Origin of the sequence: Pseudomonas sp. Irchel 3H3, assembly GCF_900187635.1 — a bacterium.
Lineage (GTDB): Bacteria > Pseudomonadota > Gammaproteobacteria > Pseudomonadales > Pseudomonadaceae > Aquipseudomonas.
Genome location: NZ_FYEC01000025.1, coordinates 66,748 through 73,615, shown reverse-complemented (window position 1 = coordinate 73,615; position 6,868 = coordinate 66,748). Strand labels below are relative to the sequence as shown.

Genomic DNA, 6,868 nt, shown 5'->3' with positions numbered 1-6,868 from the left:
GGGCGCCCCGTTAACCACGCTGGCCGAACGCAGGCTTGAAGCCGTGGGTAACCCGGCAGGACGCCGGGTTAGCCGCCCCGCGCCATGGATGGCGCGTGGCGGCGGCCCACGGATTCAAGCCGGAGTGAGGGCACACCGAGCCCAAGCGAGGTGCCAAGTGGTGGGGCAAGAGCCTTTTGCTTACTTTTGGGCTCCTCCAAAAGTGAGCCGCTGTAAAAGCGGAACCATAGGTGGCCGTTACCGAAGAAATGGATATGTACTCGGTCTAATCCAACACCCTGGTGCAACGTCGCACCACAGTTGTGTAGATACCGATGCCGCGATGGGGCCAGCACAGCCAAAATAGTTGGATATCTGGGCAAAAAAAAACGGCGACCGCTGGCACAGTCACCGTGAAAAAGGCCGGCGCTTGTGGCACCGGCCGAGAGCTTTGTGGAGGGGTTACAGCCCCCAGTGCAGCAACAACAGCACCAGCACCACCAGGAATACTGTCTCCCCGACCATCAGCAGGATCGGCTTGATCCCCACCGCAGCCAGCTCCTTGAGCTGGGTCTTCATCCCCAGGGCGCTGATGGACACCACCAAGCACCAGCGTGACAGCTCGTTGACCGTGCCCTGCACCATCGGGGCGACCCAGCCGGTGCTGTTGATGCAGGCCAGCAGCAGGAAACCCACGGCAAACCAGGGCAGCAACGGCGGGCGCTTGCCCGTCGTATCGGCGCCCTGCATGCGTGTGACCATCGCCGCACAGACGATCACCGGCAGGAGCATGGCCACGCGCATCAACTTGATCACCGTGGCGGTATCCCCGGTCTCGGTCGACATGCTGTAGCCGGCCCCCACCACCTGGGCGACATCGTGGATGGTCGCGCCAAGGAACACCCCGGCCACTTGCGGCGACAACTCCAGCCAATTGGCGATCATCGGGTACAGGATCATCGCCAGGGTCGACAACGCCGAGACCCCGATCACCGTGAACAGCGTGGCCCGTTCTTTTTGCGGGTGGTTGGGCAAGGCCGCCGCCAGTGCGAGGGCCGCCGAGGCGCCACAGATCGCAGTGGCGCCACCGGTGAGCATGCCGAACAGGCGCTGGAACCCCAGGGCCTTGGCGGCGATCACCGAGACACCGATGGTCACCACTACCAGGATCACCACCAGGGCCACCGGCTTCCAGCCCAGCGCAGCAATCTGTTCCAGGGTAATGCGCATGCCGAGCAAGGCCACGCCAATGCGCAATACGGTGCGCGCCGTGAACTCGATGCCGGCCTTGCAGGTGCCTTCACCGGCGAGGAAGTTCAGGGCCATGCCCAGCAGCAAGGCGAACAACATGACCGGCGCACCGTAGTGCTCGGACAAAAACGACGCCGCCGCCGCGACGATCAGGCTGACTACAAACCCCGGCGCCAGTTCGCGGGTGCGGCTATGAATACGGGTAAGAGCGATGGCGCTCATGGCGCGGACTCCTCGCAAGGGAAAACGATAAATGCCTGGTCGTCGATGACCTCGACCGGATACTGGGCAACCTTGAGTGCGGTGGAATTGAGCAGGTAGCCCGTGCGCAGATCGAAGCGCAGGCCGTGGGCGCAGCATTGAATCACTCGCCCCTCCAGGCGCCCGCCACACAACGACGAGCCCTGATGGGGACAGCTGTCGTCGATCACCAGCAGTTCGCCGTCGACGTTGAACAGCGCCAGGCTTTTACCTTCCAGATCCAGCAGTGCGCGACCGCCTGCCTGCGGGAGTTTTCCGGCAGGCACAGGGACCCGCCGGTTCATGCCGGTTGCCGCTCACGCAGGCTTTCCAGCAGGGCTTCGCGCATCGCGCCCAACAGGGCTTCGGCCGGTTGCGCGCCGACCATCGTCAGGTGTCGATCGAACTGAAAACACGGCACCCCGCTGGCGGCGCCAGCGCCATGACCGACAAACTCCTGGCCATCGCCACGCAGACAATCCTCCAGCGCCGCGACCTCGAACCCGCAGTCCTGGGCGATGGCCAGCAGGGTCTGCCGGCATCCCAAGTCCTCGCCCTGCTGGAAATAGGCACCATACAAACGTTCCAGCAAGGCATCGCGCTGCTCTGGCGAGCCCAGTTGGTTGGCCCGCTCCAGCAAACGGTGGGCATCGGCGGTATTGGGCATGGTCGCGATGCGGCTGAAATCGATGCTCACCCCCACCGCGTTCGCCGCCTGCTGCACCTGGGACTGGCGTTGGCTGACGGCTTCGGCACTGCCCAGGCGGCGACTGTAGAACTCGGCGAAGGGCTGCCCGCCGACCGGCATGTGCGGCAACAACTGCACGCCGTGCCACTGGGTAATGATTTGCACCCCGGGTTGCTGGCTGAGCAGCAACGCCTGGGCCCGCTCCAGCTGGCGCTTGCCGATCAGGCACCAGGGGCAGATGAAATCGAAAAACACATCAATCTGTAAACGAGCACTCACACTTTCACCTCTACAACCGCGTGGCCAACCGAATCGTTGACCTGTTCGCCCTGAAGCCGGGCAATATCCTTGTGGTAGTGACACTTGGCGTAAAAGAACACCGCGGCCGCCGCGATGCTCACCAGTGGCACCAGTTGAAACGCCGCCTGCAGGCCGATCACATCCGACACCTTGCCGGTGATGAATGGCCCCGGGGCCAGGCCGAGCAAGTTGTTGGCCAGGGTCAATGTGGCAAAGGCCGTACCGTGCACCGAGTAGTGGGTCAGGTTGGCAACCATGGCCCCGGCAGGGCCGGTCGTCCCTGCCGCAATCAGCATCCCCAGGCAAATCAGCAGCAACTGCGCAGGGCCTGGCGGCAAGGCGAACGCTGCCGACAGCAGTAGGCAACTGCCCAGGCAATAGGCGATTGCCAGGGACACCTTGCGCTGGGCCGATTGCCGACACAGGCGGTCGCTGAGGATGCCGCACAGGATCATCCCGGCGCCGCTGCACAACACAATGATCGCTGCGACGCCACCGGCCTTGCCGGTGGCCATGTCGTAGTAACGGTTGAGGTAGCTGGGCATCCACACAATCACCGTGCCGCCCACGAACAACTGCAAGCCACTGCCGATATAGGCGGCAATCACCGAAGGGCTGGAACACAGGGTACGCAGCGGCCGCTTGACCGCCGCGGCGACCTTGTTCGCGGCCTGGCTGGCCCGTTGCGGGGCAATGCGTGCCTCCTTGACGATGATCGGGTACAGCACCGCCAGCAGCAGGCCAAACAACGCCATGCCGGCGAACGACCAGCGCCAGCCGAGCTTGGCCGCGATCGCGCCGCCCAGGGCCATGCCCAGCACGGAACCGAACATGCCGCCGGCCATGAACGCACTGGTCAGGGTGGCCCGCAGGTGCTTGGGAAACACCGAGATCACCACGGCAATACCCACGCTGCCGTACGCCGCCTCGCCCACGCCCACCATGAAGCGGGCAATGAACATCTGCTGGTAATCCTGGGCCAGCGCGCAACCCAGGGTGGCCAGGCTCCACAGCAGCGCCATCAACGCCAGGCTCTTGACCCGACCGAAGCGGTCCGCCAGCAACGACAAAGGGAAGGTCAGCAAGCCAACCATCAGCGCGACAATGCCGCTGAGCAGGCCCAACTGGCCGTCGCTCAGGGCCCACTCGCCCTTGAGCATCGGAAATACCGCGTTGAGCACCTGGCGCGACATGTAATCGGAAATCAACAGGCCGAACGTCAGGGCAAAGACGATCCAGGCATATTTGCGCGCAACACCGACACCACTGGCGTCATCATCGTCTGCGGCAATGGGGTGAAAGGCCATGCAGCCTCCTCGAAACATTGTTGTAATTGTTGTTATCGAGCTTGTAGCAACGCAGCGCGGGGGAAGCCTTGAACTTCCCCCACGTCAGCGATCAGCCGCGTTGCGGCACACCTTTCTCGCCCACCTTGCGGTTGGGGGCCATACCATTGGCCAACAGGGTTTCTTCGATACTCTGGTACTGCACACCGATTCGGTAGATCTCGCGGGCTTCTTTGCCGCTGGCGATCTCGCGACCCAGTTCATGAGCGATGCGCACGGTTTGCTGGATCTGCGCAACCGAGCTGAACCGATCGCCCTTGTGATCAATGATAGTGTCTTCATTGCCCACGCGCGGGTGCATGCCCATGGCCATCGACATGGTGTTGAACGGCATGACGTTCTTGAGCAGCGATTCGGAGGTCAGGGTGCAACCGTTCGGCGCGCGGTGGATGAAGTTGAAGAAGTTGAACGGGTTCGGGCCGTCGAAGCCGCCGCCGATACCGATCCAGGTCAGGTTCAACGGCCCCATGTAGATGCCCTTGCGCACCAGGCGTTCGAGGGTTTCCAGGGCGTGCATGCCGGTCAGCTGGAAGTGCGGCTGCACACCGGCTGCGGTCAGGCGGCGCAAGTGCTCGGCGACCCAGGCCGGGCCGGCCGGCACGGTCATTTCGCTGTACGCAGCCTGGATACCCGGGTTGGCCAGGGAAGTGCCCTCCAGATACTCCGGATACAGCAGCTCCATGATGTTCATCTGGGTGGTGTTGATTGCTACCGTGACCTGGTCTGGCGTGGGCTGCAGATCAGCCAGCATGTGCCGGGTGTCGTCCGACAGCCACTTGGCCGCTTCGCCATCACTTTCCGGGGCAAAGGAAATCGAGCCGCCGACCTGGATGATCATGTCTGGCACGGCTTCACGTACGCCGGCAATCAGTTCGTTGAACTTGGACAGGCGCTTGGAGCCCTTGCCGTCCAACTCGCGTACATGCAGGTGCAGGACCGTGGCACCTGCCTCATAACAATCGACCGCCTTTTGCACCTGTTCATCCATGGTCAGGGGGATGTCTTCCGGGAAGTCTTCGGGCATCCACTCCGGGCCGTAAGGGGCCACGGTGATGACCACCTTCTCCATGTTTTCCGGGTGCAGGGAATCGTCAAAGAATTGCATGAGTTACTCCTTTTATTATGGTTGTTCGCGCACCTGGGATCGTGCCCGGGCAGCGCTTGTACGAGTGCGAATGCCGTTGCGGTGTTTCAGTAGGTCTTGTCGCCGATGATCCCGGCCCGCTCCATCTTGCGATGGCACGGTGGGTAGTCCATGACGGCGTAATGCTGGGTGCTGCGGTTGTCCCAGATGGCGATGCTGTTGGGCTGCCAGCGCCAGCGCACCTGGTACTCGGGGATATAGGCCTGGCTGATCAGGTAGCGCAGCAGTTCGCTGGCGCCCGGGTTGGCGTCCTGGCCGAAACGCACCCGCTCGGGGGTGTGGTAGTTGCTCAAGTGGGTGGTGAAGGCGTTGACGAACAACACCTTTTCAGCGGTTTCCGGGTGGGTCCGTACGACCGGATGCTCGGCATCCGGGTACATGGCCTTGAGCGCCAGGCGTTTTTCGATCGGCATGGCGGCGCCGAAGCTGGCTTCGATGCTGTGGCGTGCACGCAGCTCGGCAATCTTCAGCTTCACGTCTTCCGGCAGTCGTGCGTAGGCCTCCACCATATTCGCCCACATCGTGTCGCCACCCACTGGCGGGCACTCCACGCAGCGCAACACGCAACCCATGGGCGGTGCTTCACGCCAGGTGGCGTCGGTGTGCCAGGCGTTTTCGTAGCGGTCCATCGGCTGGTCGGGATTCTTGTAGATGCGCACCAGGCCCGGGTGGTCCGGGTCGCTGCCGGCCACCGGGTGATCCTCCAGCTCGCCGAAGCGTCGGGCGAAGGCCACATGCTCGGCGCGGCTGATGTCCTGGTTACGCAGGAACACCACCCGGTGCTTGAGCAACTGGGCACGAATCTCGGCAAAAAGACCGTCGTCGTGGACCGCATCGGCGAGGCTGACGCCGATCAGTTCCGCGCCGATGCTGCAGGTCAATTGTTCGACTCTCATGGCAGGCGGCTCCCTTAGATGACGAAAATCGACGAGCCCGTGGTCTTGCGTGACTCCAGGTCCCGATGGGCCTGGACGGCGTCCTGCAAGGCGTAGTGCTGGTTGATCTCGATCTTGATCTGGCCGCTGCCGACCAGCTCGAACAGTTCACCGGCCAGGGCGGCCTTCTCTGCCGGGTCCGAGATGTAGTCCGCCAGCGCCGGGCGGGTCATGAACAACGAGCCCTTCATCGCCAGCAGCACTGGGTCGAATGGCGGGATCGGACCGGAAGCGGTACCGACACATACCAGCAGGCCACGACGCTTGAGGGAATCGAGGGAGCCCATGAAGGTGTTTTTGCCAACGCTGTCGAACACCACGTTGACCCCTACCCCATCGGTCAACTCACGCACCCGCAGGGCAACGTCTTCGTGGCTGTAGTTGATCACGTGGTCGCAACCGTGGGCGCGGGCGACTTCGGCCTTGGCCTCGGTCGACACGGTGCCGATCACCGTCAGCCCCAGTAGCTTGGCCCATTGCGAAACGATCAGGCCCACGCCACCGGCGGCTGCGTGCAGCAGAATACTGTCACCGGGTTTGAAGTCATAGATGCGGCGCATCAGGTACGAGGCTGTCAGGCCACGCATGGTCATGGCGGCGGCGGTTTCGAAACTGATGGTTTCCGGCAGCTTGATCAGCGGCGCGGCCGGGATCAGGCGCTCGGTGCTGTAGGCCCCCAGGGTGTTGAGAAAGCCGGTGTAGGTGACACGGTCGCCAACCTGTACGTTGCTGACCCCTTCGCCGATGGCCTGGACCACCCCGGAAGCTTCCACGCCCATGCCGTTGGGCATTGGGATCGGGTAGGTGCCATTGCGAAAGTAGGTGTCGGCATAGTTCAGGCCGACCGCCACATGACGAAGACGAACCTGGCCGGGACCGGGCTCGCCGACTTCGACGTCTTCAAGGCGAAGGACATCGGGACCACCGGGTTCGTAAAAGCGGACGGCTTTGGCCATGTTTTCTTATTCTCCATTGCAAGATAGGC

Annotated in this window: 7 protein-coding genes; all 7 read right to left on the bottom strand. The window is 63.0% G+C overall.

Annotated features, from left to right (window positions below):
• Positions 1-441: 441 nt before the first annotated feature.
• The gene (locus CKW24_RS22095; protein ID WP_095170295.1) at positions 442-1,452 is read right to left on the bottom strand and encodes a YeiH family protein; all 1,011 of its coding nucleotides are present in this window, start codon (positions 1,450-1,452) and stop codon (positions 442-444) included.
• Complete coding sequence (locus CKW24_RS22090) at positions 1,449-1,775, bottom strand: Rieske 2Fe-2S domain-containing protein (RefSeq protein ID WP_095170294.1); 327 nt, start codon at positions 1,773-1,775, stop codon at positions 1,449-1,451. The genes CKW24_RS22095 and CKW24_RS22090 overlap by 4 nt, the downstream gene beginning before the upstream one ends.
• Entirely contained in the window at positions 1,772-2,437 is a 666-nt protein-coding gene (locus CKW24_RS22085) for a DsbA family oxidoreductase (protein ID WP_095170293.1), read from the bottom strand. Before CKW24_RS22085 ends, CKW24_RS22090 begins: the two co-directional genes overlap by 4 nt.
• Positions 2,434-3,765, bottom strand: coding sequence for an MFS transporter (locus CKW24_RS22080; RefSeq protein WP_095170292.1), 1,332 nt, complete (start codon positions 3,763-3,765; stop codon positions 2,434-2,436). The genes CKW24_RS22085 and CKW24_RS22080 overlap by 4 nt, the downstream gene beginning before the upstream one ends.
• Positions 3,766-3,856: 91 nt before the next feature.
• Positions 3,857-4,909, bottom strand: coding sequence for a 3-keto-5-aminohexanoate cleavage protein (locus CKW24_RS22075; RefSeq protein WP_095170291.1), 1,053 nt, complete (start codon positions 4,907-4,909; stop codon positions 3,857-3,859).
• A gap of 86 nt (positions 4,910-4,995) precedes the next feature.
• Complete coding sequence (locus CKW24_RS22070; RefSeq protein WP_095170290.1) at positions 4,996-5,844, bottom strand: TauD/TfdA family dioxygenase; 849 nt, start codon at positions 5,842-5,844, stop codon at positions 4,996-4,998.
• A gap of 14 nt (positions 5,845-5,858) precedes the next feature.
• Entirely contained in the window at positions 5,859-6,839 is a 981-nt protein-coding gene (locus CKW24_RS22065; protein WP_095170289.1) for a quinone oxidoreductase, read from the bottom strand.
• Positions 6,840-6,868: the final 29 nt, after the last annotated feature.

Bases quoted from the DNA above. Each gene is read 5' to 3' on its own strand.
- CKW24_RS22095 (WP_095170295.1), bottom strand. From the start codon at position 1,452: ATGAGCGCCATCGCTCTTACCCGTATTCATAGCCGCACCCGCGAACTG.
- CKW24_RS22090 (WP_095170294.1), bottom strand. From the start codon at position 1,775: ATGAACCGGCGGGTCCCTGTGCCTGCCGGAAAACTCCCGCAGGCAGGC.
- CKW24_RS22080 (WP_095170292.1), bottom strand. From the start codon at position 3,765: ATGGCCTTTCACCCCATTGCCGCAGACGATGATGACGCCAGTGGTGTC.
- CKW24_RS22075 (WP_095170291.1), bottom strand. From the start codon at position 4,909: ATGCAATTCTTTGACGATTCCCTGCACCCGGAAAACATGGAGAAGGTG.
- CKW24_RS22070 (WP_095170290.1), bottom strand. From the start codon at position 5,844: ATGAGAGTCGAACAATTGACCTGCAGCATCGGCGCGGAACTGATCGGC.
- CKW24_RS22065 (WP_095170289.1), bottom strand. From the start codon at position 6,839: ATGGCCAAAGCCGTCCGCTTTTACGAACCCGGTGGTCCCGATGTCCTT.